Origin of the sequence: Paenibacillus sp. GCM10027626, from assembly GCF_042676285.1 — a bacterium.
GTDB lineage: Bacteria > Bacillota > Bacilli > Paenibacillales > Paenibacillaceae > Paenibacillus_Z.
The window spans coordinates 1-26424 of the sequence record NZ_JBHTHC010000002.1; the positions used below are offsets into that span (position 1 = coordinate 1).

Annotated in this window: 29 protein-coding genes and 1 tRNA gene; 15 read left to right on the forward strand and 15 right to left on the reverse strand. The window is 45.1% G+C overall.

All coding sequences use genetic code 11. The annotated features are described in order from the left end of the window. Nucleotides 1-373 precede the first annotated feature (373 nt). Nucleotides 374-721 carry a helix-turn-helix domain-containing protein gene (locus ACFQ0N_RS03610; protein ID WP_379323002.1) on the forward strand — a complete coding sequence of 116 codons (348 nt, stop codon included), beginning with the start codon at nucleotides 374-376 and terminating at the stop codon, nucleotides 719-721. Nucleotides 722-728: 7 nt separating this feature from the next. Here ACFQ0N_RS03610 and radC read toward each other — a convergent pair whose 3' ends face one another. Both radC and ACFQ0N_RS03620 read right to left on the reverse strand, forming a co-directional pair. After that, a complete protein-coding gene (gene radC, locus ACFQ0N_RS03615) occupies nucleotides 729-1343 on the reverse strand; it encodes a RadC family protein (RefSeq protein ID WP_379323003.1) in 615 nt (204 codons plus the stop codon). Nucleotides 1344-1373: 30 nt separating this feature from the next. Continuing rightward, complete coding sequence (locus ACFQ0N_RS03620) at nucleotides 1374-1562, reverse strand: hypothetical protein (protein WP_379323004.1); 189 nt, start codon at nucleotides 1560-1562, stop codon at nucleotides 1374-1376. A 1485-nt stretch (nucleotides 1563-3047) separates the two neighbouring features. On the opposite strand from ACFQ0N_RS03620, the gene ACFQ0N_RS03625 reads away from it, so the two are divergent. The 4 genes from ACFQ0N_RS03625 to ACFQ0N_RS03640 are packed head-to-tail and all read left to right on the forward strand — an operon-like array spanning nucleotide 3048 to nucleotide 7517. Further along, nucleotides 3048-3953 (forward strand): hypothetical protein, encoded by a 906-nt coding sequence (locus ACFQ0N_RS03625; protein WP_379323005.1) that lies wholly within the window; start codon nucleotides 3048-3050, stop codon nucleotides 3951-3953. A gap of 21 nt (nucleotides 3954-3974) precedes the next feature. Next, on the forward strand, nucleotides 3975-4649 hold the full coding sequence (locus ACFQ0N_RS03630) for a hypothetical protein (RefSeq protein ID WP_379323006.1): 675 nt from the start codon (nucleotides 3975-3977) through the stop codon (nucleotides 4647-4649). A gap of 47 nt (nucleotides 4650-4696) precedes the next feature. Continuing rightward, a complete protein-coding gene (locus ACFQ0N_RS03635; protein WP_379323007.1) occupies nucleotides 4697-5860 on the forward strand; it encodes a hypothetical protein in 1164 nt (387 codons plus the stop codon). 7 nt (nucleotides 5861-5867) lie between these two features. Then, on the forward strand, nucleotides 5868-7517 hold the full coding sequence (locus ACFQ0N_RS03640) for an Hsp70 family protein (protein WP_379323008.1): 1650 nt from the start codon (nucleotides 5868-5870) through the stop codon (nucleotides 7515-7517). 901 nt (nucleotides 7518-8418) lie between these two features. On the opposite strand, the gene ACFQ0N_RS03645 is transcribed toward ACFQ0N_RS03640, so the two are convergent. Next, a complete protein-coding gene (locus tag ACFQ0N_RS03645) occupies nucleotides 8419-8649 on the reverse strand; it encodes a hypothetical protein (RefSeq protein WP_379323009.1) in 231 nt (76 codons plus the stop codon). Between the two features lie 418 nt (nucleotides 8650-9067). Continuing rightward, entirely contained in the window at nucleotides 9068-9934 is an 867-nt protein-coding gene (locus tag ACFQ0N_RS03650) for a YitT family protein (RefSeq protein WP_379323010.1), read from the reverse strand. Nucleotides 9935-10179: 245 nt separating this feature from the next. Between ACFQ0N_RS03650 and ACFQ0N_RS03655 the strand changes: the two genes are divergently transcribed. Beyond that, entirely contained in the window at nucleotides 10180-10887 is a 708-nt protein-coding gene (locus tag ACFQ0N_RS03655; protein WP_379323011.1) for a uracil-DNA glycosylase, read from the forward strand. 65 nt (nucleotides 10888-10952) lie between these two features. Here ACFQ0N_RS03655 and ACFQ0N_RS03660 read toward each other — a convergent pair whose 3' ends face one another. The 5 genes from ACFQ0N_RS03660 to ACFQ0N_RS03680 all read right to left on the reverse strand — a co-directional run bounded on the left by ACFQ0N_RS03660 (nucleotide 10953) and on the right by ACFQ0N_RS03680 (nucleotide 12726). Further along, nucleotides 10953-11153, reverse strand: coding sequence for an alpha/beta-type small acid-soluble spore protein (locus ACFQ0N_RS03660; protein WP_379323012.1), 201 nt, complete (start codon nucleotides 11151-11153; stop codon nucleotides 10953-10955). A gap of 149 nt (nucleotides 11154-11302) precedes the next feature. Continuing rightward, a complete protein-coding gene (locus ACFQ0N_RS03665; protein WP_379323013.1) occupies nucleotides 11303-11416 on the reverse strand; it encodes a sporulation protein YjcZ in 114 nt (37 codons plus the stop codon). Between the two features lie 219 nt (nucleotides 11417-11635). Then, nucleotides 11636-11749 (reverse strand): sporulation protein YjcZ, encoded by a 114-nt coding sequence (locus ACFQ0N_RS03670; RefSeq protein WP_379323014.1) that lies wholly within the window; start codon nucleotides 11747-11749, stop codon nucleotides 11636-11638. A gap of 197 nt (nucleotides 11750-11946) precedes the next feature. Then, entirely contained in the window at nucleotides 11947-12057 is a 111-nt protein-coding gene (yjcZ, locus tag ACFQ0N_RS03675; RefSeq protein WP_379323015.1) for a sporulation protein YjcZ, read from the reverse strand. Nucleotides 12058-12650: 593 nt separating this feature from the next. Then, nucleotides 12651-12726, reverse strand: a tRNA-Val gene (locus ACFQ0N_RS03680). A gap of 161 nt (nucleotides 12727-12887) precedes the next feature. Between ACFQ0N_RS03680 and ACFQ0N_RS03685 the strand changes: the two genes are divergently transcribed. From ACFQ0N_RS03685 to ACFQ0N_RS03695, 3 genes are all read left to right on the forward strand, one after another. Next, nucleotides 12888-13037 (forward strand): hypothetical protein, encoded by a 150-nt coding sequence (locus ACFQ0N_RS03685; RefSeq protein ID WP_379323016.1) that lies wholly within the window; start codon nucleotides 12888-12890, stop codon nucleotides 13035-13037. A gap of 79 nt (nucleotides 13038-13116) precedes the next feature. Then, complete coding sequence (locus ACFQ0N_RS03690) at nucleotides 13117-13371, forward strand: hypothetical protein (protein ID WP_379323017.1); 255 nt, start codon at nucleotides 13117-13119, stop codon at nucleotides 13369-13371. Between the two features lie 266 nt (nucleotides 13372-13637). Then, entirely contained in the window at nucleotides 13638-13907 is a 270-nt protein-coding gene (locus ACFQ0N_RS03695; RefSeq protein ID WP_379323018.1) for a DUF3892 domain-containing protein, read from the forward strand. 48 nt (nucleotides 13908-13955) lie between these two features. Here ACFQ0N_RS03695 and ACFQ0N_RS03700 read toward each other — a convergent pair whose 3' ends face one another. Then, nucleotides 13956-14687, reverse strand: coding sequence for an MBL fold metallo-hydrolase (locus ACFQ0N_RS03700; protein WP_379323019.1), 732 nt, complete (start codon nucleotides 14685-14687; stop codon nucleotides 13956-13958). A gap of 213 nt (nucleotides 14688-14900) precedes the next feature. Between ACFQ0N_RS03700 and ACFQ0N_RS03705 the strand changes: the two genes are divergently transcribed. Beyond that, a complete protein-coding gene (locus tag ACFQ0N_RS03705; RefSeq protein WP_379323020.1) occupies nucleotides 14901-15464 on the forward strand; it encodes a stalk domain-containing protein in 564 nt (187 codons plus the stop codon). Nucleotides 15465-15613: 149 nt separating this feature from the next. Beyond that, on the forward strand, nucleotides 15614-15925 hold the full coding sequence (locus ACFQ0N_RS03710) for a DUF1292 domain-containing protein (protein WP_379323021.1): 312 nt from the start codon (nucleotides 15614-15616) through the stop codon (nucleotides 15923-15925). A gap of 104 nt (nucleotides 15926-16029) precedes the next feature. Here the strand turns inward: ACFQ0N_RS03710 and ACFQ0N_RS03715 are convergent, their stop codons facing one another. Then, nucleotides 16030-16449 (reverse strand): DUF1885 family protein, encoded by a 420-nt coding sequence (locus ACFQ0N_RS03715; RefSeq protein ID WP_379323022.1) that lies wholly within the window; start codon nucleotides 16447-16449, stop codon nucleotides 16030-16032. A gap of 97 nt (nucleotides 16450-16546) precedes the next feature. Further along, nucleotides 16547-18016: an aminotransferase class I/II-fold pyridoxal phosphate-dependent enzyme gene (locus ACFQ0N_RS03720; protein WP_379323023.1), complete on the reverse strand. Its 1470-nt coding sequence runs from the start codon at nucleotides 18014-18016 to the stop codon at nucleotides 16547-16549. Nucleotides 18017-18186: 170 nt separating this feature from the next. On the opposite strand from ACFQ0N_RS03720, the gene ACFQ0N_RS03725 reads away from it, so the two are divergent. Together ACFQ0N_RS03725 and ACFQ0N_RS03730 are read left to right on the forward strand one after the other, a co-directional pair. After that, nucleotides 18187-19440, forward strand: a complete 1254-nt coding sequence (locus ACFQ0N_RS03725) for an MFS transporter (RefSeq protein ID WP_379323024.1) — start codon at nucleotides 18187-18189, stop codon at nucleotides 19438-19440. A 19-nt stretch (nucleotides 19441-19459) separates the two neighbouring features. Beyond that, entirely contained in the window at nucleotides 19460-20644 is a 1185-nt protein-coding gene (locus ACFQ0N_RS03730) for an MFS transporter (protein ID WP_379323025.1), read from the forward strand. 215 nt (nucleotides 20645-20859) lie between these two features. Here ACFQ0N_RS03730 and ACFQ0N_RS03735 read toward each other — a convergent pair whose 3' ends face one another. From ACFQ0N_RS03735 to ACFQ0N_RS03745, 3 genes are all read right to left on the reverse strand, one after another. Then, nucleotides 20860-21522: a TetR/AcrR family transcriptional regulator gene (locus ACFQ0N_RS03735; RefSeq protein WP_379324241.1), complete on the reverse strand. Its 663-nt coding sequence runs from the start codon at nucleotides 21520-21522 to the stop codon at nucleotides 20860-20862. 95 nt (nucleotides 21523-21617) lie between these two features. After that, on the reverse strand, nucleotides 21618-22640 hold the full coding sequence (locus ACFQ0N_RS03740; protein ID WP_379323026.1) for an ABC transporter permease: 1023 nt from the start codon (nucleotides 22638-22640) through the stop codon (nucleotides 21618-21620). Continuing rightward, the gene (locus tag ACFQ0N_RS03745; protein ID WP_379323027.1) at nucleotides 22640-23380 is read right to left on the reverse strand and encodes an ABC transporter ATP-binding protein; all 741 of its coding nucleotides are present in this window, start codon (nucleotides 23378-23380) and stop codon (nucleotides 22640-22642) included. Before ACFQ0N_RS03745 ends, ACFQ0N_RS03740 begins: the two co-directional genes overlap by 1 nt. 237 nt (nucleotides 23381-23617) lie before the next feature. Here ACFQ0N_RS03745 and ACFQ0N_RS03750 point away from each other — a divergent pair, with 237 nt between their 5' ends. Then, on the forward strand, nucleotides 23618-23917 hold the full coding sequence (locus tag ACFQ0N_RS03750) for an efflux RND transporter permease subunit (protein ID WP_379323028.1): 300 nt from the start codon (nucleotides 23618-23620) through the stop codon (nucleotides 23915-23917). Further along, nucleotides 23905-26322, forward strand: coding sequence for an efflux RND transporter permease subunit (locus ACFQ0N_RS03755; protein ID WP_379324242.1), 2418 nt, complete (start codon nucleotides 23905-23907; stop codon nucleotides 26320-26322). The genes ACFQ0N_RS03750 and ACFQ0N_RS03755 overlap by 13 nt, the downstream gene beginning before the upstream one ends. Nucleotides 26323-26424: the final 102 nt, after the last annotated feature.

Consider the following 26424-nt stretch of genomic DNA (forward strand, 5'->3'; position numbering starts at 1 on the left):
CATTTAAAAATTGGTGCAGTCTGCCCTTTTTTGAAACTGGTTTTCATTTTCCACGTTTTCCAGCTACAACTGTCTTTGCTCTCGGTTTTCACCCCTTCAGCTACCCTTTAATTCCGAGAGGCTATTTAAGAGCTCTTACTTTAACAAATCGGTCAGATTGAGTCTCAAGACCCCCTATAATGTTTTGCGATGAATTGGACAAGTCATCCTCCTTTTTGCCTAGATTCTTCCATGCTGATTATAACTGTTGGTGTTGAAGGGTGTCAATTATTATAATGATTAATTTTAATAGTTACTATATTGCGTTGTCACTGCTCAACTTACGATCTATGTTTTATAGAGAAGTAGGGTTAGTATTGAGGTGATGAGACCTATGAGTAAAATTTCCATAATCGTTGGCGAGAGAATCAGAACCTTGCGCCATCAACGAGGATTAAGTCAAGAAAAGCTGGCATTTAAAGCTGACATCACTCCATCCTATATGGGTCAAGTGGAACGGGGGGAGCGGGGAGCTACCATTGATACACTTGAAAAAGTAGCCGTTTCTTTAGATATCACGTTGGAAGAATTATTTCGCTTTGAAGACGGCGATACTACAGAAAATGATGATTTCTCCATTCCCCAAAAGATCGCCTTTCAACTACACGGTCGCACTATAGCGGAACAAGAGGCGATTTACCATTTAGTTAAGCAAATCTTATCGTTTCGGGACCAGAAGTAAGAATCCCTTACATATGTCCTTTTTCTTTCAAGCTAACATATCTATCCTCTCCAATTACAACATGATCGAGTAATTCAATGCCGATAATCTCACCCGCTTCAGCTAGTCGCCGAGTTATTTCAATGTCCTCATAACTCGGCTGTGGGTCTCCAGACGGATGATTATGAACAGCAATAACCGAGGCGCTGCTATGCCTTATTGCCTTATGAAAAACTTCGCGAGGATGGGCAATTGTGGCGTTTAATGAGCCAATCGATATGATTTCTTTGGCAATCAAATGGTTCTTTGTGTTTAGCAGCAAAGCAACAAAATGCTCTTTGTTCAAGTGCTGAACTTCTGGAGCCAGCAACTCATATACATCATTTGGACTTTTAATGATCTTGATGATACGTTTAGGCTTGGATAAGATTTGGGTCAATTGGATCAGGGAAATAATCTGCTGTGCTTTCCCCACGCCGATGCCTTTAATCTGGATCAATTCTTGTTCCGTTGCATCCATAAATGCATTTTTGTCGGGAAATCGCTGAAACAGTTCTTCAATGAGGTAGCTCCCTTGTTTTTCGCAAAGGGATGCTGCTACCAAAGATTTAAACGTCGTTGTATCGTTATCGTATTTATTCATTTTATTCCCTCCAGTTTATTCGAAGTAGGATTAGATCATGATGAGCAGACAGTATCTGCCCGCAACAATGGGTACAATAACGACCTCAATCATCGTTTTAGCAGAAAGAATATACTCCTTATAGTAGTCCGGCTGCTGAAAATGGACGATTTTCTGCTTGATCGTGTCGTTCTCAAGCACCTTGCTCAGTTCAAATAAGTCCTTAACCCCAACATTCATTGTCTCGACCAGATAGCATCGCAGATTTTGCAGCCGCAGAGGAATCTTATTCGCTACTCGCGGCGAGACACTCTATTGCTGGAAAACAAAGAAGCACCTCCCTCAGACAAAATGAAGAGCCGAACACGGATTGCTGTGTTCGGCTCTTGTACGCGAATCTCTCGTGAGGACTACCTATCGGTATAGGTATCTGTAATATAATATAGAATTGAAATGTGGCAGATTACTCAACAGAATCGGTAATATTTTGCTGTGCTTTCGATGAGCTAATACCTTTGATTATCATTAGTTCTTGGCGTTACGACAGCCAAATCGGCCATAGGGGGAACGCTGACATAACTCTCCCATCATGCCGCCGCTTGGCTGTTGTCATCAAAAGCCTAAAGATTGCCATATCGACAATCGACATTTTTAAAGCTGACTTCCCTTAGCTTGAGCAAGGATAGGAACACCCTCACATATGAGTCCGCCTCTACAAATGAAAAGATGAAAAGAGAAAACTAGGCTAAAGCGCTCAGAAGAGCGCTTTTTCTTATACCCAAAAGCAGGAAGAATGTCGTATTGTATCGAATCAATGTACTAGAGATAAATAAGTGCTGAATAATGGGCGGGAAAGAACCCAGAGTAGCTTAAGGAAGGTGACCACTAGATGACAAATAATAGTGTCTCCACTCGATCTCATACTGAATCCTAAAAACCCAAGATTTATAATTCCTGATACAGGAGATAGTCAAGCTAATATTCGAACTACCTGCTCGATCAAGAAGGAGCATTATCATTAGCGCGAGGCATAGTTGAAAATGAAGGCTTGATGCCAGTGGAGCGTATAGTAGTTTACATCGAGGATGGTAAGTATACTGCACTTGAGGGAAACAGAAGAACTTGCGTTTGTCAGTTGTTTCTCAATCGTGAGCTAGTGATGCATTAAGGATCAATATTCAGCAAGTTGAAGTCTATATCAGGGTGGCGAATTGTGTAAAAAGGTGTAGTTCAAAAGGTATTACTTTGTATAAAGATTGCGTAAATTGTTTTCAATAATCATTCATTCAGTACAAGCTTTGATGTTGTGCTAGAGTTCTCAGCCACTCTACGCATTGCTTGTACTTTGGAAATCGAAGGATGTGAATGTCAGATAGGCTCCACCTAGTATTCAGATGGGAGCTAGAGTATGATGTTTATAACTCAATAATTGCGGCGAGTGTCCGGTAATAAAGGTGACACGGCATGAAGCGCTTTTATAATGTACTGGAACGGATGCAGTCCGTTTTCCTTTGTCGTTCTAATCACGCTATAATGGCTGTGCTGTTTTAAGGATATTGATGCGAGTTTCATTACAGTGGATCTAATCACTTTTTAAGAAAAAACAGTACTATTTGGTGCTTGTGATTATTTCAGAATAGTTAAATAACGAGAGGGAATATTGGAAGTTCTTCGTTTTTTAATATAATAATGCTTGTGAATATATAGTGACGGATGGTGCCATTAATGAATTTATCAGAAAGTCAATGCTATACAGCATTTATTGATATTCTAGGCATAAGCGATCTGATTGAAAGAAACTTGCCAATCGCTAGAGATAAGTTGAGTTTATTCCATGATCATGTTCGTAAATTCGTAAGTAATTCTCCAAGTGGATTAAAACAGTCTGTTGTTTTTAGTGACTCATTAATTCTGGTTTGGGAAAATATTGATTCAGCTATTGATGGCTGCTCACAACTTTTTGCAGAAGTATACGACTCTAATGGTCAGTTTTTCCAGCACTACTACGGTGATCAATATAAATATAGATCACTTTTCTTGAGAGGCGCAATAAGTGAAGGGACACTTGAATTAGAAGACGAAGTGGTTAGCGAAAGTTCAACTCAACGTTTCATCATAGGTTCTGGGCTTTCAAGAAGTGCTAAGGGAGAGTCACTAGTAAAAGGATCAAGACTACTCTTATTAGGTGAATGGACAGCTTTAGATCATAATTTGTTAAGTCCCGTGAGTCTATTTCCTAAGGCTAAAATAAGTCGTGAAATAATGTGGCCTTTGATAAAGAGTGCTCAGTTTAGAAATGTAGATAGATTTAAATGGATACTTAGTCTATGTGAGTTATATAGAACAGATCCGACTAGTGTTTCAAAGCATTTTCGAGACACTCTATGGTTGCTTATGAGAAGTCTTCTACAAGAGCAAAATCTAGATGTCAGAGAACTGCAGGAGATTATTACGTTATTTGATCAGGCAAAGTTTATCGATATTGAAAATGGTTACTGGCTTCCAATTTTGCTGTGTTTGGCTGAAACAATTTCCAAATATCCAGATTTAAGAAGTTCTTATGGCTTAAATGTTGAGCTTTCTAAATTAATCTATATGTATTCTTCGTTAGCGCTTATGGAAAATAGATAATAAAGACAAGAGGTATCTAATATGGCTAATTTATTGACCCTTGCTTTAACAGAAACAACTCAGACACAATATGAAGTTGTTGCGTGGGACTTGGACGAGAATAAATGGGTACTGTTACCGAAGTTGCCGCTTAATTCAGCGACAATTGATAACAAACCTGTGTGGGATTTGTTTCAAGTAACTTCAGCAAATATAGCTAGAGATTATACGGAAGCGAGATCAAATGTCCATCGAATAGATTATACGATCCCGCCTAAGCCAGTTGATATAATCACTGGTGATGATCGTTTGAAATGGCTCCACAAACTCTCACTTAATAAATCGGTCGATACACCTATTGGAACAACTACATATGTTACAATGGTGGAACCAGATAATATTACTGATATTATTATGACACCTAAGGAAAATGTAGCCGAATTACGCAGACCATTCTTTTGGGAAAATAGAATTGAATTTCAATTGAATGGAGTTACTTGGGAACCTGCGATGAGTAAAGTTGGTGTCGCTTGTAAAGATCTAAGATGGAAGACATTCTGGCATGAAATTGCTTTAAATCGTCCAACCTACTTTTTAGCGGCAAGAAATAAATGGTTGAAATTTTTGTCGAAAAATAAGACATTTTTCGTCGTTGAGTATTATAATAATCACAGAAATTATGTAATTGCAGGTGTTCATTCGCTCCCGTACAAATGAAGAGTATCAAATGATTTATGCTGGCAAACCGAGATAGGAGGGCTAAGATGTCCATATTTACTATAGCAAAACATCCAATCGATCCCAAAAGGATTTTAGTTGCATTCTCTAAAGATAACACAGTTGAGTGGATTATACCGCCAGTTAATATAAGGGTTGATCAAGTATATGCTGACGATTATACTGAACTTCTTGATGTCAATGCAAAGACTGAGAACTTGGAAGAATTCTTTTGGAGAAATAGAAATATCAGTTTCTCGTCGATAAAAGTTCATACAATTAATGCTCGTTCTAAATATGCAGTTATACAAGGGAACAAGTGGGAAGTATTAATTAATAATCGGTATATTGGTATTTTACCCAACTCACCGAATATTAGGGAAAGCGAGCGTTTGAAAAATATTGCTCGAGATGGTGGGTTGATTATTACAGACAATACGAGTCCTACAGATCCTTGGATAATTAGGACTTTTTTTAAACCAAATGTAAATGGAGGTTCAGATCTATTTACGATAAATCAAAATATAAAAACTAAATATGAATCGTCTAAAAGTAAATCTAATACTGACTTAACTACAGCTAGTATTAAAACCACAAATGAGTTTCCAAGAAATAAAACAAAGGTTGGAACTCAAACAAGTTCAGATTCATTAGAAAAGGCTCTTGTCAATCTTTTTGAAAAGCCTGTGGAACCTTTGAAGGAAACGTTGGATAGAATTGAGCGTAAAGTAAACGATATTTTAAGTATCAGAGATACTTTGCAAAAAATGGAGATGCGAATTCGTAATGTATCGAACTCAATTATTCCACCAACACAACTTAACACAAACGTCATTAACACCGAGAATTACGATAAGCTTTTGAAAGAACTTGAGGAATCAAGATACAAAATTAATAGTCTTGAGATTTCTGTAAATGATACACAGAACAGGTTGCTCAAATCAGAAATCAGAATCAATGATCAATTGAAAAGTAAATTTACTCAAGTAATTTTACAATTGCAAGGATACCTTAATGGTGAAAGATTAATTTTTTCTGAAGAGACCTTATATAAGCAGATGTCTCCGTTTTTGGAAAAGCTTAATGACTCAGACAAGGAAGGTTTTTTAACAATAATTAATCCAATAATTGATCAATACATGCATCAAATTTATACCTTGAAGTTGCTAATCCAGGTTTTAGATGAACTTGGTTGGCAGAATAAGAGGTGAGAAATAAATGACAGGTTTAATTGCACTGGGAATTGATTTGGGAACTACGTATTCAGTTGCTTCTACAATGGTTTTGGACTCAAGAAATAATTGGTATCCGAAGGTGTTATCAAACCCTGGTGGTAAAGATTTGACGCCTTCCGTTGTGTTCTTTGATTCAAATGACAGGAGTTCTGTAGTGGGTAATGACGCCCTTCAAATATGGAAAGAAGAACCTAATAATGTGATTAGGTGGGTCAAACGGAAGATGGGAGACTCACAATATCGATACATTATCAATGAGTCGAGAGGTGCTGAGCATTTTAGTCCCCAGCAGATTTCCTCTTTTATTCTTAATTATTTGATAAGATACGCTAAACAGAGGGCACCTGAGCTTGAATTAAAGAGTGTTGTAATAACGATTCCAGCTTTTTTTGGAGATAATGAACGTCAAGCTACTATAGATGCTGCAAGGCTGTTAAACTTAGATGTAGTTTTAATTGAGGAACCTACTGCTGCGATCTTGGACTATTTACATGAAAAAATAAACGAGAATAACATTAATAGCAGTCAGGGTAATAAATATTACTCAGTTTTTGATCTCGGTGGAGGTACTTTTGATATCTCTGTAGCCCAATTAACATGGGAGGATCAAAATCCAATTATTCGAATTATTGCAACGGAGGGACATCGAAAATTAGGTGGATTTGATTTCGATCTAGATTTGACCGAAGTAACACTCTTAAAACTAATTGATAAATATCCACAACAGAGAACTGACTTGGATAAGGTTTTATCGGGCTTAAAAGAATTAAGAGATACCGGACAGGTCAAAGATTTTGAACTTTGGGCTATATTAATTGACATCATTGACACCGTAGAGAATGCAAAGATTATGTTAAGTAATATGAGTTCACGGAAAGTCTATATCCCATATAGTAGCCTTTTTACAACACTAATGAGCATAGATCTTACTAGAAACGATGTAGAAAAGACTTTAGAACCGAAACTGCAGGAAATGGAAGATAGAGCTAATAGGGCATTAATGACTGCAAAGGGTAACACTAATGGCGATTTGGACTCATGGGATAAATTGGACAGAGTCATTATGGTTGGTGGTTCTACAAGAATTCCTTTAGTGCGTGACTTGGTATCTAAGTTGTTCGGGAAGGCACCTGCTCTAGATGGTAGAGAAGATCATACAGTCGCTAGAGGTGCAGCGATTTATGCAGGTATTTTAGCTGGGTTTGATATTAAAGGGAAATTCCAAAGAAAGACTGTCCATAGTTATGGATTATTGAGCGGAAATTCATTTAACCCGATTATTAACAGAGGGACTCCATACCCACCTGCTAAAGCACACTTGAATCATAGTGTATCATTTGTGTTGAGTCCAAGTACAAGATTAAAAATAGCCCAGGGTGTGAGCAGTAGAAACGGTGAAGAAGAATACGAGCAGATAAAAGAAGTTGAGTTTTATCACCCAATCTTATATACAGGTGATAGTATCAAAATAACACTTAATATTGATCAAAACGGATTACTGCAGATACATGCAGAAGATGCATCTGGTGAGCAAGTCGAAGAAAAAATACAGAGCGTCGCTCTTTCAGAAAATGAGGAGCTATCGCAGAAGAATGAAATAGAGAAATGGCCTCTTAAGAAAGAGGAAGGATAGTTTAGATTTTTTGAAATGATTTGAGCAATTCGGCTTTCCTCGGCGTATTGAACGTGAAACATCACCAATTTTATAAAATAGCTTTAACCCAGGCTACACAAGACTTTACGCCATAGATTTCCTTATCACTCTGCTCCTGAAAAATTCGTAAAATCTCGGGACCTACGCCACGTTGACTGGCTACTTTTACATTCATGAATTCACACATATCATCGGTGCAATCGGTTGTAGAAACAAGATCTCATGGGATTATTGTTATTGAATCTGAATGCCTACCTCTGTTGTTTTTCTAATTTACAAAGCACCTTTGCTCATCAAGCTGCGATGAGATACATTTTTGTAGAAAAAAGGAGCAGAAGCACATAGCTTCTGCTCCATCATTTTGCTAACATTTTCGCTAACATGGCTCCGTGTGCAATTTTCTGAACGTAGAGGGCACGGTACTTAAAAAGTGCTTTTAACCCGCTCGGTTAAAGGATTTGTGTTCGAGCTTTCTATGGTGTAGAATAAGGGCTACGGAAACCGTTTCAGGACTTAAAATCCTGCGGTAGGTGACTACCGTACGGGTTCGATTCCCGTCCTCGGCACCATTACAAAAATCAGCGAAAATATGCGGTTTGCCGAGGCTACACCCAAGCGAAAGCAACCGTTAATAAATACGAATATTACGCACCGTAAAATATGAATCCTGACGTGTCCACCTCGGTAAAATGGCCGCGTAAAATACAGCTTTTAACCGCGTACGAAGAATATGCGGTTAAAAGCTGTATTTTTTTGCGAGGAAAGATGGGGGCAGAGCGCAAATAAAATGGAGACGACCGGCCCCGTTGATCGATACAATTTACGGGACACAGGCGACTCACTGAAAAGGACGCTTCTTTTTAGGGCGTCCTTTTTCAGCCTAGTACGATTTTTCTGTATCTGCCTGAAGATTGTGCCGCAGTATGTATAAGTCCTTGTCGTGCTGGCCGAGTTTCCCAGCCAAGTAGTCCATTTGCGATTGTAACTCTCGAAAATTGCTGCGAACCTCGCCTTCGAACTTAGCGGCTTTCATTTCAAGAGCGTCTAGTTTCGCGTTCGTTATCGCTTGATTTTCGATAATCGCCCGCAGCATTGCTTTAACTTCCTCCATTATACTTCGTCCTTTCACGTAAAAATCCTTACAAGCTAATTTATATAATACCGCATAACGAATTTCGATTGTAACCGCGTTTTTTATTATTTTGGTGCGGTGTTACTTATATTATAGCGGGCATTAATCGATTCCTCCACAGTAAAATTCGTCTATTACACGATAATCGATCCGTAATTTCTTTCTGCAGCGTCTCGGCCCTATATAGAAGCCGCGCTGTTGGATAGGTTTATTTCTCTATCCCAGACTATTCCTTTGAGTCTAGCGGTCATTTGACGCGTGCTGAAGCGGCAATTAGGTACATCTATGTCGAGATATACAATTTCGAAATCATGTTTATTCTGTTTGAAATAAAAAAACCTTCTGCTACATAATGTATTGTAACATCATGCAACAGAAGGACTGGAGGAGATAACCTTTAATGAATGGCAGATTTCTCGAAATTGCCGCCCATCACATCGGACACATGCTCAATCGCGATAAACGCCGTGGCGTCGATTTCTTGCACGATCGCTTTCAGCTTAGCGACCTCAAGGCGTGTGACGACACAGTAAATCATTTGTGTATTTTCCTTGCTGTAACCGCCGCGGGCATAGAGGAAGGTTGTACTGCGGCCGAGACGTTTCATGATCGTTTCGGAGATTTCTTCATACTCGCTGGAAATAATCGTGACTGATTTGGATTCGTTCAAGCCCTCCACCACGATATCCATCACTTTAGAAGCGATATAGAAGGTGAAGATGGAATACATGGCCGAGTCCCAGCCAAAAACAAAGCCAGCAATACTGAAAATAAACACGTTAAAAATGAGTATAAGTTGACCGACGGGCAGTCGTGTTTTTTTGGATAGCAAAATAGCGACAATTTCCGATCCGTCGAGAGAGCCGCCATAGCGGAGTACAAGACCGACACCAAGACCAAGTATAAGTCCGCCAAATAAGACGGCTAATATTTTTTCATTCGTAAATGGCTCTACATGATGTAAGTAGGCCGTAGTCGCAGACATTATTGCGATCCCGTAAAGAGTGGAAAAGGCAAAGGTTTTGCCGATTTGCTTGTAGCCGATAAACAGGAAAGGCACATTGAGCAGGAAAATGAATAAACCCAGCGGGAGGGAGGTAACTTTGGAAATCACAATCGATATTCCGGTAATGCCGCCATCAATGACTTCGTTAGGAACAAGAAATACTTCGAGCGCAACCCCCATTAAAATGGCGCCAAGGGTAATAAACAAAATGCGTTGCAGAAAATTCGTCCAAGAAAACTTGCGTTGTCGTTTGGCCATACTCAGATCTCCTAAATGTTTTGTGTAGCTATACTTCCACATTTACATCGCAACCAAGCTTGTCTCGGAAGCATAGACTTAGTTTCGAAACAACCCGTATCTTTAAGTTTACCCTGTTCAATAAGGTGAGAGCAAGTGAATCGGCGATATTGATCGTAATTTTTTTGAAAGCAGTACAAAAAGGGTGGTATGCTCGTTCTATTTCCGGTATCATTTGTTAGTGAACAGGGAGGTAGATCATTAGCATGGCACAAATATTTAATAATGATTGGTCTGAATGGTTACATGAAGAGATGGAGCAGGATTATTATCGCGAGCTGCGATTGTTATTAGCAGAGCAGTATCGCACCAAGACGATTTATCCCGATATGCATCATATTTTCAATGCGCTTCATTACACTTCATATGCCGACACGAGGGTTGTTATTTTGGGACAAGATCCTTATCATGGGCCGCGTCAGGCGCATGGATTAAGCTTTTCGGTACAGCCTGGTGTGAAGCCGCCGCCATCGCTGCAAAACATTTTTAAAGAATTGAAAGACGATCTTGGCTGTGCGATACCTGATCATGGCTATTTGCTCCCCTGGACGAAGCAGGGAGTGCTGCTGCTTAACAATGTGTTAACCGTCGAAGCTGGGCAAGCCGCCTCGCATCAAGGGATAGGCTGGGAAAAATTCACCGATGCCATTGTAGCCAGATTGAATGAACGGGAAAAACCGATCGTATTCATTCTATGGGGCAGACATGCTCAGGAAAAGGCTGCCAACATTAATACCGATCGCCATTTTATTATTTCTTCGGCGCATCCGAGCCCTTTTGCCGCGCATCGTGGCTTTTTCGGCAGCAAGCCGTTTTCGCGTACGAATCAATTTTTGAAAAGTATCGGCAGTCCGGAAATTGATTGGTCGATTCCGCCGCTGGCTGATTTAGAAACGGCAACTACTCATCAATAATGTTAATAAAAAGGGAACCATACAGCGTCTGCTAATGAGCGGCAGTCTGCGGTTCCCTTTTAATTTTATTTATGTAGCTGTTGCTCGGCGATTTGGATGAGTCTGCGGGTAATGTTGCCGCCAATCAATCCCATATCGCGCGTAGCCATATTTCCATAATAGCCGTCCGCAGGCAGGTCGATGCCGAGCTGTGCAGCTACCTCAAATTTCATTTGATCAAGAGCCCAACGTGCCTCAGGAATAACTAGTCGGTTATTGCGAGCCATTCGATCACCTCCTGTTGATGGAAATATGTTGCGATAAAACCAATCATTTTATACATCGGAAATGATCGCTACTATGCAGAGGTTTGAAAATGCTAAAGACCCGCATTGCCAGCGGGTCTTTAAGAGAGGATTTTCGCTCAATCGGGCTATTAGAAAAAGCCGAATCCAAAGCAGCCGCAAAGGATAATCACCAACAAAATAAAGAGTACTAAGACTTGGGCCATATTGTTGCGAAAGCCAAACTCGCCGCGAACTTCAGACATTCTTTCCTGCACCTCCTTTGTTTGGGTACACATTAATGTATGAGAAAAGGGAGTTGGATGATTGGGTGTTTGTTACTATTATATTTAATCTGTAGCGGATACCTATTAGCAGGCAGGAGCCGCTTTCCTGCTTGTCGATAAAAGAATGCTTAAAAGACCCGCCTAGATGGCGGGTCTTAAGGGAGGGAAATACAAAGTATAGCGTGGAAATGATGTCAATTAGATAAAGCCGAAACCAAAGCAGCTACAAAGGATAATCACCAGCAAAATAAACAGGACTAAGATTTGGCCCATATTGTTACCAAAGAATCCTCCACGAACAGGTTCAGACATGTTTTTTTCTCCTCCTTTGATGTGATACAAGATAAATTATGCATGGTAATGGCAGTGTGATTGGGTGTTTGTTATGCTGGATTTTAAAACGTGTTATTCGCCTACCCTGCGGTGGTGCTGAGAAGGAAGCGCATTCAGGATCATGGCAGGGTGGAAGTAAAGCAAAGACCCGCTGATTAGGCGGGCCTTTACGGGACTTAGAAGAAACCTCCGAAGCAGCTACAAAGGATAATGACCAACAAAATAAAAAGTACCAGGGTCATGGAGAAGTGGCGGCGTTCACGAAACTCTTCACGGATCTCAGACATTTTCTAAGCACCTCCTATGTTTTGATACAAGATAAGTTATGCGCTACTATTTATTTGTGACTGTGTGTTTATAGTAGGGAAGTATGCCCTATTTAAAAGAAATAGATTTCAATCATGGGAGGGGAGAAGAAAGCAAAGACCCGCTGATCAAGCGGGCCTTTACGGAACTTAGAAGAAGCAGGTTCTGAGGATAATGACCAACAAAATAAAAAGCACCAGGGTTTGGCCCATGTTGCGGCGAGGACGAAACTCTTCTCCAAGGATGTCAGACATTTCTAAGCACCTCCTATGTTTTGGTACAAGATAAGTTATGCGCTACTATTTATCTATGACTGTGTGTTTATAGTAGGGAAGTAAGCCTCATTTAAGAGAAATAGATTTCGAACCAATGCCGTCTGCATGCGGAAATACAAGGGAGGGATAGCAAGTGAAACTATGTGTGCTGCATATGTATATGATAAAGACTGCGCCCCAAGCTTGCACCTAGCAGATGGATTGAGCTTGATCCCGGCACCAGATTTTTTAGTGTTCGCATAAAAATAGACAAAAAGAAAAGAAGCCTTATAAATCAAGGCTTCTTGGGCTTTTAAGTATGGTGATCTGTAGTGGGCTCGAACCACTGACCCCTACCCTGTCAAGATAGTGCTCTCCCAGCTGAGCTAACAGATCATGTTGTCGTAGTGACAAGTATTAATATATCAAGATTAAAGAGAGAAGTCAACTGTTTTTTAGAAAAAATTTCTGCAGCTAGGAAATTAATCGGTTCGACTAATACGGTCTAGCTTACATATACATAAATTGATAACAAACGATTGATGCAGAAAGGCGTGATGATGATGAATGAAGGAGCTTATTTGGTCATCTGGCTGGCCGGCATGTTTGGGTTAATCGGTATCGTATCCTACTATTTGACGTTAGCGGTGAAAACGGATTCGATGTCTTACGATGAAGAGTTCATATGGCAACGGAAAGTGAAATAACCGATTCAAGCAAAAATGTTTAGAGGATTTATACCTGGCGCATACTAATCTCATCTTGATATGAAGCAGAGGTTGATGTTTGTTGAAAACAATAGGGATGCTGCTTGCGATAGCAGTTACATTTGTACTATGTGCCGGGTGTGGAACAACTAAGGCGGTAAATGAAGCCGGAGGTGAACTGGAGGGTGGCGAGCAGTCTGTTATGAACACTGTATACGGCAACAGCAAATCGGTTTTTAGTGCGGTCTACGAAACGCCAAAAAGCGAAACGCTGCCTCCGAAGCTTCCGGATTCTGTAAGGCCGCCGTACAGTGCGCCGATCAGTGACTCTTAGCAGCGAAAAAAGGCGTTGCCCTGAGGGCAACGCCGTAATGGCTTTAATCATCTTCCCATTTGCGTGAATACGCTTTTTTCGTCACCCATAAATAAAGCGCCGTCAGAACGATACATATAATGATAGAAATGACGTAGACAGAGGTCATAGCGGCGTCCAGCTCCTTTCAACAACAATACTGACCTAATGATAACCGATATTGCTGAATAAGAGAAGGCGGGCAAGGGAAATCTATGCTAGAGAAGCGAGGAAAGGAGGGCGAAAGTATGAATTTCTCAGAGCAATCCGGAGTAAATGCGAATCAAGACACCAGAGAATCCATTGTAGCTGTGCAAAAAAACGGCGACGGCGATTTGACAGCCTTTAAAACCTCGACTGGCCGGGTGCTGCAATATGATGAGGCGCTCGCGGAGGTGCAAGCTGGCCGTATTGCTGGCGTTAATGCCTTTAAGGGACGGGATGGCGAAACGTATATCCGCGGTGACGCGGATGGCAACCCGGACAACAATCTGGATCAATTGCCAAGATTTGAGTGAATGAGAAGCGCCGCTGGAGTGAATGCTCCCAAGCGGCGCTTTTTTTACTTAAAAATCGTATTTGATATGCTGTTTGACAAAGCGCATGGGACCTGTGCGTCCCTCAAATTCGGGCATAGCATCGCCGTAATGCATGAGCCAAATGCGTTGTTGTATTTCAGTGGGCAAGGTCAGCAGCTCGTCGAGTGAAGTATGCACAGCTGCTGGCGAAGTTAGCTGACAGTCGTGAAAAATCGTCTGACAGCCGCGGTCGCATAAGCTTTGCAGCAGCTCAGGCGTAAATCTTATATCGGCTGAATAAAAAAAATGCTTGTTGATCAAATAAGAGAAACTGGCTTTGCCATTGATATGCTTGGTACGAATTGCTTCAACCGTAAGACCCGGCACGATTTCGATCTCTTGGCGCTCATATAGAGGTGTAATCCTGAAGTAATCCTCTAATGCCGGCGTATCCTCCTGCCATAGCCCGCCTTTGAGCGAATGCTCCCATAATGGCTCAATAAGCGGCTCGGGAATGAACAGAGCCGGCAGCCGGTTATACACAAATTTGCGCTGAAAAGCAAATTCCTCCACCCCGCCGATATGATCGGCATGAATATGGCTAATGAATAGAGCGTCTATATCGTTAAAGGTATACCCGAGCTGGTGCAGCGCCCATGGCGCCGTAATGCCGCAATCGAGCATGGCTATTTTTTCATTCTTAAAAAACAGGGCATTGTTGTTAAAATATTTTTTTGCAAAAGCGCTGCCTGTTCCAAGCATTTGAATTTGAAAGTTCAAGCGGGTCCCTCCTAGACAAGCTTGTTCAAAATAGTTTGTATTTACCAATTTATCATGTCCAATAAGGAATGAAAAGAGCTAAAAATTCAAGACCGTGCGGCCGCTTTTTGCTTGACGCTTTTTGGGAGAGAAATTTTTTCGGACAAGCGCAACTTCGTATTGACAGTGGAGTATAACCTTATATGCAGATACAGGATGGAGGGTGGTGACATCATGAGGTTTAGAAAGCTTCTCATCTTGCTGCTGGTCGTATGCATGTGGGGCGGTACAATGATATTCGCTGATGCAGCTGCGCAGAAGGTGAGAGTCATTGTCAATGGGGAAGAGCTGGATGATGCCGGGTTATCGTCTGAGGGCAGGACGTTTCTGGCTGTCCGGCAGCTGGCAGATACGCTGCAAGCGCTGGTTGTCTGGGACGATTCAGCGAAGAGGGCAATCGTCTACAAGCCGAATGTTCATATGTTTCTGTTTCAGGACAACAATATTTTCGGCAATGTAAAGAAGGGTAACCGTTATACTTTCAAAGTTTTCGCCCAGATCGACAATTTGTTGACCAGTGTAGCAGCTGTTAAAGTATCAATCTTTGATCCTTCCGGTGACGAGAAAGTGATTCAATCCCAGAATGTAACAGTAGAGAAAGACAACTTCTGGTTCCGGACAGAGGATATCAAATATAATTTTGATGCATCCGGCAAATATGCCGTTCGTTTCTTTATCAAATTAACCGCAAATGACGAATGGAAGCTTGTATCTGAAAAAATAATTACGGCTCAATAAAATGACGGCGGAGCTATCCTAAATCGGTGGACGAAAGGATAGCTTCTTTATTTTGATCTGAACGCCCCCGTGTCTTGTTTGACCCGAGGTTTTCTTCATGATACGATACGGAGGAAAGTTACGTTTAATTGGAAACGAGGTTACGAACAATGAGTGAGCATAATCACGAACATGGTGACAATTGCGGGTGCGGTCACGACCATGAACATGAAGAACATGTGTTTTTGGTGACAGATGAAGAAGGCCAAGAGCGCGAAATGGTAATGGTCTACACCTTTGAATCGGAAGAGCAAGTATACGCTGTGCTGCTGGATCGCAATGATCTGGAATCGGACGGTGTTATTTTCCGCATCGAGGAAGAGGATGACGAAGCGTACCTGGTAGGCATTGAGGACGATGCTGAGTGGGAGCGCGTCACAAAAATTTACGAAGAAATTGCGCAAAGCGAAAACGAAGCTTAGTTTTATAAGCGGTTTGACGGTGAGAATGGCTGCCTGCCTTTCTTATGCCGGAAAAGCTCGCAAAAACGCCGCACCCGGCTGGGAGCGGCGTTTTTGTTTGAATCTTACTTACGCGGATTATAATAGATCGTGCGTCCGTTGAATAAGGTTAGCCTTGCTTGCAGCTGCTTAGCCATATATTTGCACAATTCATTGCCTTTTGATTTATCGCCGTGCGTAGATGTATCGGGAAGCACGATTTGGACATAAGCGCGTTCTGCGCCTTCCTCAATTGTCGTGCCGACACCGAAGACGATGTGCTTGTACCTTGCTTCTGTACCTTGCAAATAAAACCAGCGGTCTTCTTCGCCTGGTTTTGTCTCAATCGTATATGGGAAGGCTGCCTCGGTGTAGTTCCATCCAAGCTGCTGTCCTGTCAACGCAGTCTGCTCACAATAACGATTCAGCTGTTCCTTAACTTCTGCCAGCTCCAGACGATCTACAACGGATCCGTCGACAAATGTGATGTAAGCGCTTTGACTCAACTTCGCCACCTCCACCAACATCATAGCATTCCTTTATTTGGTTTACAATGAAAAAGAAAACCTCCATGGCAAGACCAATGGAGGGGTGCAATAACGTCTACGAGATAGCCGTCTCTTCCACAATAACTTTAACAAACTCAATGCTGCGGTCCTCAGGGCCTTTAACAGGCAGTCCCACCTCGATATGATCGACGATATAGTCGATATTCGATTGGGAAATAACTTCACCCGGCAGCAAAATCGGAATGCCCGGCGGGTATACATAGATAAATTCTGCAATGATCCGTCCTGCCGATTGTTTGAACGGAACAATTTCCGTTTCGGCGTAAAAGGCGTCGCGGGGAGTAAGCGACAGCTGCGGAATTTCCGGTATTTTGACTATAAGCTCCTTGGCCTCGTTGACCTCGTAATTCACTCTAGCCATCTCGCGCAGCGCTGTCAGCAGCGTATCAACAGAGTCCTCGGCGTCGCCGGATGTAATCAGGCATAAAATATTGTACATATCGCTTAATTCAACTTCGATATTATAATGTTCGCGCAGCCAATTTTCCGCATCGTAGCCGGTTATGCCGAGATGGCGGACATGAATCGTCAGCTTCGTTGCATCGTAATCGAAAGTCGCTTCACCGCCCAGAATTTCCTCGCCAAAGCAATACAGGCCGGGCATTTCGTTAATCGCCTTGCGCGCCTCTCCGGCAAGCGCCAGCGTGCGCTCAGCGATTTCGTGGCCGTGCAAAGCAAGCTGACGGCGGGAAGTATCAAGCGATCCGAGCAGCAGATAAGAAGTGGACGTCGTGGTCAGCATGCTAATAATCGTCTGTACCCGCTGCGGGTTGACGCGCCCTTTGCGGACATTAAGCACCGAGCTTTGCGTCATGGAGCCGCCAAGCTTGTGAACGCTCGTCGCAGCCATATCGGCGCCGGCTTGCATGGCGGACATAGGCAGCTTGTCATGGAAGTGAATCAGCACGCCATGCGCCTCGTCGACTAGCACCGGAACATCGTAGCTGTGCACCAGCTCGACAATCTCTTGCAAATTGGCGCATATGCCGTAATAGGTCGGATTAATGACCAGCACCGCCTTGGCATCCGGATGACGCTCAAGCGCGCGTTTTACAGCGCGGGTCGTAATGCCGTGATCGATGCCAAGATTTCCATCCCGGGCCGGTGAGATGAATACCGGACGCGCTCCAGCAAAAATGATGGCAGACATAATCGATTTATGCACATTTCGCGGTACAATGATTTTCTCGCCGGGGGAGCACACCGATAAAATCATCGTCATGATGGCTCCGCTTGTTCCTTGTACCGAAAAAAAGGTATAATCAGCTCCGAAAGCATCAGCTGCCAATTTTTGGGCTTCCTCGATGACACCTGTCGGCTGATGGAGGTCATCAAGAGGCGCAATATTGATTAAGTCAATTGATAGGGCGTTCTCGCCAATGAACGATCTGAATTCAGGATCGCTGCCCCGTCCTTTTTTATGTCCGGGGATATGGAATTGAACTGGATTATGAGCCGCATGTTCGCGCAGAGCATTGAACAGCGGGGCACGGGTATGATCCATTGTCTTCATCCCAGCCTTTCGTTGTAGATAATAGTGAAACAAGCTTGAGTATAGCAAAAACAGGGGGGATTGCAAGCGACATTTTTGTAGAAACTAATGATAGTGGAACGGCGGTTGACAGTGGTATATTATTTCTGTCGCAATCAATGCCTAGGAAAGGGAGCAAGATGATGAGTAAGGGAACAGGCTGGGCAGGGAAAAAAGTGCTGAAATCTCCTTTTGTCATTCAATTGCTGATCATTATGTTTTGTGTGGAATTTGTGAAGGGAGCATTGCTGATCTCTATCCTGCCTGTATATATGGGAACTGTGCTGGGGCTGTCGGCTTATGCAATCGGCTGGGCGCTCGCGCTGCAATATATTGGCGATAATGCCTTCCGCAGCTTGCTAGGTTGGATTATTGACCGGATCGGCTACCGCTATGTTATGCTTTTCGGCGTCATCTTAACCTTTGCAGCAGTCGGAATTGTAGCGCTGACGTCTGCCTTCGGCTGGCTTGTTCTGGCCTGCATTTTGCTTGGCGTCGGGACATCGCCGCTGTGGCCTTGTGTTATTACCGGATCAACTGCGGTTGCCGGAAAAGAAGCGGGCGGGACGATTATGAGTGTCGTTTATATGTCCTGGCTCATAGGCGTGGGCGCTGGACCGATTGTCATTAACTTTTTTATTAACAGCAATTTTACGTTAGCTTTTCAAATACTGACCGGTTTAATGATTCTCGTAGTCGTCGTTGCGCTATTTTTGCCGGGAAGGGAAAAGTCGCTTGCAATCGAGGGGCGTCTGGACAAGGAGCCCGCCAAGGCCATGCAGCGCCGTCCGGTAATGGAGCGCATCTCCGCCTATTTTCACAAGGTTCGCCAATCGATGCATGCAAGCTGGCTTCTATATCCCGCCATGTTCACGCAAAACTTTGCGCTGGGGCTGCTGACGCCGGTGCTTACGTTATATGCCCGGACGGTGCTTCATCTTACGCCGCAGCAATACAGCTTGTATCTGATAGCCGGCGGCGCCGTTACCGTGCTGGGACTTATTCCGGTTGGCAAATGGGTCGACCGCTACGGGACGAAATGGTTTTTGCATGTCGGTTTTTTGGTGGCTGCAGTTGCTTTGCCGCTGCTTGGCTTTACACGCTCGCTTACGCTTGTTCTTCCTGTCGTCGCCTTGATCGGCATCGGATATGCGATGATTATTCCGGCCTGGAATGCGCTTATTGCCACCGCCATTCCCAAAGAGGAGCGCGGCGCCGTGTGGGGATTTTTTCTGACGATTGAAGGATCCGGCATGGTGCTGGGGAGCATTATCTCCGGCAAGCTGTATGATTTGCTGGGCCCGCATATGCCGTTTATTTTGAGCGGCTCTGTACTGCTGCTGCTGTTTGTTCTTCATTTGTTCATAACCAGACGCTCCGCAGTTGTGGTACGATGATAGTGGAGGGATTGTTATTATGAGAGATAAGCGACTAGGTATCGTTATGCTGATGCTGATTACGACTTTTATCGGCTTTGGCATAATTATTCCTGTCCTGCCTGAGCTGATTAAAGAAGCTAGTCCTGGCTCGGTTGAGCTGCACTTGGGATTAATGTTATCGCTTTATTCCGCGATTTCGTTTGTGCTGTCGCCAATTTGGGGCGGATTATCGGATCGGATCGGCAGACGACCAGTAATTTTGACTGGTATATTAGGATTTGCGGCAAGCTTTCTAGTATTTGGCGTTGCTGACGGCAGTCTGACATTAATGTACCTATCCCGCATTTTGGGCGGACTGTTTTCGGGGGCGGTAACATCAGTGATCGTAGCTTATGTAGCCGATATTACACCTCCCGAGCAGCGGACGAAAGGAATGGGGCTTGTCGGCATGTCCATTGGGCTTGGCTTTACGATTGGGCCGGGTTTCGGCGGATTGCTCAGTTTAGTTTCGCAAAATACCCCTTTCTACGCTGCGGCCGCGTTGGCGATTATCACATTCGCACTCGCAGTTACGAAGTTGTCGGAATCTTTGACGCCTGATCAGCGGCGCGCCTCTCATGAGCGCCGGCCTTCCCGCTGGACTGCCTTTACCGGCTCACTGAAATATTTGTATATGCTTGCTCTATTTGTTTCCTTGTCGCTCGCTGGTCTTGAAGCGACGCTGCAGTTGTTCGGGATGGCACGCTTTAACGTCACGCCGCTCCAGATCGGCATTATGTTTCTCGTAAGCGGTATCGTAGGGGCGTTGATTCAAGGCGGTGTCGTAAGAAGGTTGATCCGCAAAGGCGATGAACCGAAGTTTATCGCGCTTGGCCTGATTATTTCTGCAGTCGGTTTTATATTGATGATTACATCGCATGAGCTGTGGACGGCTACGGTTTATTTGGCCGTGTTCGGCATTGGCAACTCATTAATCCGGCCGTGCGTGACCTCGCTGATTACGCAAAAGACAACGGTCGGCCAAGGTGTGGCTTCCGGTCTCAGCTCCTCAATGGACAGCTTGGGGCGGATCATTGGGCCGCTGCTCGGTACGATGCTGTTCAAGCTGCAGCTTCAGCTGCCCTTCATCATTGGCGGTCTGCTCTCGCTCGCTGCCTTGTTCCTTCTCTTGAGATTTACAGTTTTGGACCGGCAGGCTCAGGCTGTACAAGAGCAGAGTTAAACTTAGCATATATTGTTCGGCAAATGTGAGGGGAATCAAGCAAGGTTGGCCGCGGTAAAATTGTTGCAGAAAATACAATATTCGCACCCGCATTCCACCGTTTTGGACGCAAATGTTGTACGTACTAGATGCCGGCCTACTTTTTTCGTAACAAAAAACAGACCTCTGTATGAAGAAATGATGCACAGGTCTGTTTTTGTTACCCAAAAAGCGTATTATGGCGCAAGCCCCTTCATAATAAAACGAATGGTCGCTTCCCGCTCACCGTCTTCATCCCATTGGACGCTCTTCTGCCGCTTATCGAGCGATTGATTGTACACATACAGCAGCACGTAGCTGACTATCCCGGAGGCTGTCAAACGGACAATTGTAGCAACCGGGAGATCGGCTAATTGTCCGGAGGCCTTAAATTTAGCGATAATAACCCCGAACCTCTCCAGCACTTTAGCCAGCACGAATTTTTTCATTTGCTCCTGCAGATCGGGATGGAAGGGAATTTCCTGCACGAGTATTTTGAGAACACGTTTGTGCTTATTCAAAAATTCAATGCGATTCACAATGATGGCCCGCAGCAGTTCCTCATAAGAATTGTACTCGGCATCGAAAATTTGATTGAAATCGCGCAATACGAATGGGGCGATAAATTTGGCCAGCGTCGGCGCTACGATCGACAGCAGCAAATCCTTTTTTGTTTTATAGTGGCGGAAGATTGTTCCTTCAGCGACACCGGCCCGCTGGGCTATTTCATTTGTAGAGGAGGAGGCGAAGCCTTTCTCGGCAAATACGGCGATTGCCGCTTCCAAAATTTTGGCCTGCTTCTCCGTCATCTTCGTCTCATCACCGTCGGCAAGCAGCAGTTCCTCCATCCATTGCTCCATTGTCTCTGTCAAGATTAGCAGCTCCTTTTTAAATCCAGGCAGTTATTTCATAGTCAAAATAGATCATACCATAATTGAGGACCTTCCCGCTTTTGTCATATGGCACGGTGCCGCCGCAAGGCAACGATATTAAGCAGGGCAAACAAGGCAGAGAAGCCCAGCAATATATAAACGTCTCCTTGAATTCCGTTCCACCCCTCACCGCGAATCATAATATTCCTCATCGCATCAGCCCCATAATAGAGCGGCATGATATAGCTTAATTTTTGCAGCCATGGCGCCATCGTATCCAGTGAAAACAATCCGGAGAAAAACACCTGCGGCACGATGACGAGCGGGATGAACTGGATGATCTGAAATTCATTGCCCGCGAATGAAGACAGCAATATTCCGAGCGTCAATGCGGTGAGCGACAGCAGCAAGTTGATCAGCAGCACGAGCGCCAGCGAGCCGTCCATATAGATGCCCAAAATATCGATCGCATACCAGGCGATTAGGACAGCTTGCAGCAGGGTGAACAACCCAAAGCCGCTTATATAGCCTGCGACTACTTCTGAGCGGCGGATGGGGGTAGCGAGCAGCCGCTCGAGTGTACCTCCTGTCCGTTCGCGCAGAAAGGAGACCCCGGCCAGCATAAAGACGAAGAAAAAGGAAAAGAAGCCGATCAGTACAGGACCGAAGGAATCAAAAGCAGACATGTCGGGGCTCCCGTGCAAATAGGAGATTTGCGGCTGCGGGGCGGAAGAGCTGCGCTGCAGCGCCTTTTGCAGCACCATGATGACCGCCTTGCTTGCTGCCGGATCGCTGCCTTCCAGCGTTACTGCCGGCTGCCCTCCGGTTACTGCGACAACGGCATCAAGTTTTTTTGCTTGCAGGGCATCCAGCGCTTGCTCTGTCTGCTCATAAGCCGTTACCGCGGCGCCGGCCTGCGTGAGTTGAACGGCAATCTCCTTGGGCAAAGCGGAAGACACGCCGATATGGGGATCTGCCGCCGTGCCGCTAAATACTAGTTTCACGAGCGTTAGAACGAGCAGCGGAGCTGCAAATAAAAGAGCGAGCGTACGTTTATCGCGAATGAATTGACGGATAATGCGGGCTGCAACTGCTTGTATGCGCATTACTCCCGATCCCCCTTGCCAAGTGTAATAAATGCTTCTTCAATCGTTGTGCTGTTCGTTGCCGCAATAATTGCGGCAGGCGAATCGACGGCGATCAGCTTGCCTTGCCGGATCAGGCCGAGCCGATCGCAATGAGCGGCTTCATCCATGACATGGGTAGTGACGACGATCGTAACGCCGCTGTTTCGCAGCGCAAGTAGCTCTTGCCAGATGGATTGTCTGAGTACGGGATCTATGCCGACAGTCGGTTCATCCAAAATGAGCAGGCTCGGTTCATGCAGTAAGGCAATCGCCAGCGACAGGCGGCGTTTCATTCCGCCGGAATAAGCGGCGATCGGCTTATGCAAATGATCGAGCAGGTCGACAATAGCAAGCGTCTCTTCGATTCTGCGCATACGCTGTTTGCCCTTTAGGCCGTAAAGGGAGGCGAAGAAGCGCATATTCTCTTTTGCGGTCAGCTCGCTGTACAGAGCATCTGCTTGAGCCATATAGCCAAATTGCTGCATCATTGCCCGATTGGGAAGGGGCGTATGCAGCATTTCGACAGTGCCTGCACTGGCCTGATCGATGCCGGTCATTAGTTTAATTAAAGTGGTTTTGCCGGATCCGGACGGGCCGAGCAGGCCGAATATTTCCCCTTGCCCAATCGTTAGATTAATGTCACTTAGTACAACCGCACCAGTGCTGCTAAAGGTTCGGCATACCGAGGTCAGCTGCAGTACGGAGGGCGCTGAAGACATTACAATCCTCTCCTTTATAGTGAAAATGAGTGATTACTCACTCTTATAATACAGTTTGATGCCAATTTTGTAAAGTGAGTAATCACTCATTATTACGCGTACATCTGGTGGCTTACTTCCGCTCAGTCTTGAGACGGGGAGAAAGATTAGTCTGCAGCCGTTTTTGAGCCAACCCGAAAAAAGGTAAGCTTTAGCAAGAGATTTTGCGAAAAGAGTTTGAAGGGAGTAAAAGCGGTCATGTACAAATTTACACAATGGGCCTTCGATAATAAGGCAGCGATGAAAATCGTGGTTATTATGGCGCTCTTAGTAGGAGCGATTAGTTATTGGAAGCTGCCGATGGAGTTTTTGCCGGAGGCCGACAATCCGATGGTGACTGTAGCGACTATCGCGCCGGGCTATGATGCGAAATCGATGGAGCAGCAGGTGACGAACAAGCTGGAGGAAACGCTGCAATTTACAAAAGGAAAGAAGAGCATGCTGTCGACATCGGGGAACATAAGCTGGCCGCGAAAGGGATTCCGCTGCAAGCGCTGATGGGCATCGTGCAGGGACGGGAAGCGGGAGCGGCTGTGGGAGAGAAGACGATCGACGGATCGGCAGGCAATATTCAGATCAGCTCGCGGATTTCCGATATCGGCACATTGCGCAAGCTGCCATTGACAGCAGATACTGTACTTGGAGACGTAGCGACAGTAGAGCTTGAGAAGCAGCAAGAAACGATCAGCCGAGTAAACGGCGAGGATGTGCTGATTTTGACGATTACGAAGGCCGGCAATGCCAATGCCGTTGCAGTAGGCGAGGCAGTGGCGGAAACGGTCGGCCAGGTCAATAAAGAAGTGAAGGGCGCATCCGCGAAAGTAATGCTGAGCACGTCAGAGCAAGTTACTAATGCTGTGCATTCGATGTTAAAGGAAGTGCTGATGGGCGCGCTGTTCGCCACGATTGTCATTCTCCTCTTTATGCGCAATGTGCGTGCAACGCTGATCACGATTATTTCCATTCCGCTGTCGCTGGCGCTTACGCTTTATTTGCTGGATTTATCGGGAGTGACCTTGAACATTATTACATTGGGCGGTGTAGCGGTCGCTGTCGGGCGGCTTGTCGATGACAGCATCGTTGTCATTGAAAATATATATCGCCGTTTGCAAAAGGAGTCTTTCTCCACCTCGTTAATTATCGATTCAACGAAAGAAGTTGCCTCGGCCATTACGTCATCCACATTAGTAACGGTCGCCGTATTTTTGCCTATGGGACTGCTGCGCGGGACCTTGCAGTCATTTTTACTGCCTTTCGCCCTGACAGTAGCTTATTCGCTGCTGGCCTCCTTGCTGGTTGCCTTAACGGTAGTTCCGCTGCTGAGCGCGGTTTTGCTGCGTGGGACAAGGCTTGCCGAACATCAGGGAGCTCCGCGTTTTTCCCGCTTCCTGAAGTGGAACCTTCAGCATAAGTGGGTGCCGCTGCTTGTATCGGGCGTATTGTTCTTTGGCGCAATTGGCGCCTATATGTTCATGCCGAAGGCGGCGCTTGATTCTTCCAGCGCTTCGAATGTCAACATTTCGTTGGAGTATGAAAATAACAAGCCGCGCGAGGACGTGATTGCTGCCGGCAAGCAGCTGGAGCAATGGCTGCTGGAGCGTACGGATATCGATTGGCTGCTGATGCAAAATGGCAATAGCGCAGACAGCGCCAAATACGGAAATGTCTCCTCGCCTACACAAGTCAGTTACATGATCGGGATGAAGGAGGGCGCAGATGCCGAGCTGCTGATTGAAGCTGTCAAAGCTCAAAAGGAGCATTACAAAGGAGCGGAGCTGACTGCCTCAGCCGCTGATTTGATGATGGGGGGCGGGGCTGCCGAGATTACTGTCGACGTTACGGGCGATAGTCCGGAAGCGATCGCCGCTGGGGCGGAGCAGGCGGCAGCCGCCATTGAGAAGATTAGCGATGTTCTTAAAGTAACTACAAATCAGGAGCAGAAAAAGCCGGTATATACCTTCGAGCTCGATCCGATGAAGGCGAAGGGCGAGGAGGTCGCCCGGCAGCTGCAAGGCCTGCTGAACCCGCTGCCGCTCGGTTCCATCACGCTGAACAATGCGGAGACGATGGTCATGCTGCAGCCTGCATTCGATCCTCGGACTGCAGACGATCTCAAAGCATTAACCGTCATGACCGAGCAAGGGCCGGTGCGCCTGGATCAAATCGCCAAGCTGAAACAAAGCGAAGAGGCCAGCTTGTTCTATCATAAGGACGGCAAACTGTATATTCGCATTACCGCTACGGTAGAGCCTTCCCGCTTGTCGGTAGCGGGCAAGGAAATCGCGGACAAAATAAACGAATTGAAGCCTGCCGGCGGCGTTGCCTACACAGTGGGCGGGGCATCGGCGGAGCAAGCGGGAGATTTCGCCGACTTGGGCTTGACCGCACTCATCTCGATCGGCATCGTATATTTAATTATGGTTATTGCGTTCAAAACGATCCGCGCTCCATTAGCGATTATGTTCTCGCTGCCGCTTGCAGCCATCGGGGCGATCGGGGGACTGATTGTATCGGGAATCTCGCCTGACTTCACCGCGATGTTCGGCGCATTGATGCTCATCGGCGTCGTGGTGACGAATGCGATCGTATTGATTGACCGGGTGAAGCAAAATGAACAGCATATGCCGATCCGGGACGCTGTAATCGAGGCGGCGGCGACAAGGATGCGGCCGATTCTGATGACGGCTGTAGCAACGATTTGCGCGATGCTGCCGTTATTGTTCGGCACTGCTGAGAATGGCAGCATCGTCTCGCAAAGCTTGGCGATTGTCGTTGTCGGCGGGCTGGCTGCCGCGACAATCTTAACTTTGGTTATTGTGCCGTGCATGTATGAGCTGTTGTTTTTCCGCAAATCGAAAAAGCAGCGTCAGGCAGCAGCAGCCGCGATAATGGCAGAAGTTTAAAATAAAGAACGCATAGCTTAGCCCCATTTAATGGGCCAGGCTATGCGTTTTCTGCTGCAAACGGGCATGCGCCCGATGGGAGCACGACTGATGGGCCAGTGT